General features: G+C 50.8%; 1 protein-coding gene. It reads left to right on the top strand.

Annotation, left to right across the window (positions count from 1 at the left end; genetic code table 11):
- Positions 1–996: IS30 family transposase (locus tag DWX39_RS10815; RefSeq protein ID WP_117759952.1), on the top strand; the 996-nt coding region annotated here is incomplete at its 5' end.
- Positions 997–1034 lie beyond the last annotated feature (38 nt).

Genomic DNA, 1034 nt, shown 5'->3' with positions numbered 1-1034 from the left:
TTTGAGGAACGAGTCATTATCCAAACGCGTCTCCGCGACAAGCAATCGTATCGGAGCATAGCCCGTGAGATTGGGTGCTGTGTCAATACGGTACGCAACGAGGTGAAGCGTGGCAAGGTTCTTTGCTATAACGGCAAGGTGGAACGCTATCGCGCAGCAGACGGGCAAAGCACCTATGAGGCGCATCGCGAAAACTGTGGTCGCAAATGCGACGCCATAGCAAAGGGAGCATTCCTCGACTATGTGCAGAAGAGACTTCAGGAACATCACTGGTCGCTCGATGCCTGCTTTGGCAGGGCACTGGTTACGGGAGAATTTCAACGTGGCGAGATGGTCTGTACGAAAACCCTGTACAACTATGTCACGCTGGGGCTCCTAGGAAAAATCAAGAGTATTGACCTGCCCTTGCGCGTCAAGCGAAAAAACGCCAGGAAGCGGGTTCGTGAGCGTAAGAAGAAGTTCGGCCGCAGTATAGATGAGCGCGATCCTTCTGTGGATGAGCGTCAGGATTTCGGGCATTGGGAGTGTGACCTTGTACTGGGATCTCGCTCAAAGGACGAAGTACTGCTGACTCTGGTTGAGCGCAAGACACGCTGTTCCCTCATCAGAAAACTGCCCAACAAGGAAAGTGCCTCTGTAATAGCAGCCTTCAGAAAATTGAAGGATGGAATGTTCCGCGGCTGTTTCAGCCGAGTGTTCCTCAGCATTACGACAGACAATGGCAGTGAGTTTTCTAGCCTGTCGGAGCTAGAGAAACTAAGTCACACACGGATCTATTATGCGCATCCGTACTGCTCCAGCGACAAAGGTACGAATGAGAATCACAACGGCTTATTCCGTCGATTTCTTCCCAAAGGGAAGAAAATCCAGGATTACCCAGTGGAACACATTTCCAGAGTAGAGTGCTGGGCCAACACCCTGCCAAGAAAAATACTCGGCTATAAGACACCCGAGGAGTGCTTTAGGGAAGAAATGCTTGCAGCACTTACTGCATAAAGGTTCGCCGGGTGTTCAACTTATTATTGCAATTCGGG

Origin of the sequence: Collinsella sp. AF19-1LB, from assembly GCF_003459655.1 — a bacterium.
Classification (GTDB): Bacteria; Actinomycetota; Coriobacteriia; order Coriobacteriales; family Coriobacteriaceae; genus Collinsella.
The sequence above is the reverse complement of the archived record's forward strand: the minus strand, read 5'-3'. Positions and strand labels throughout refer to the sequence as shown.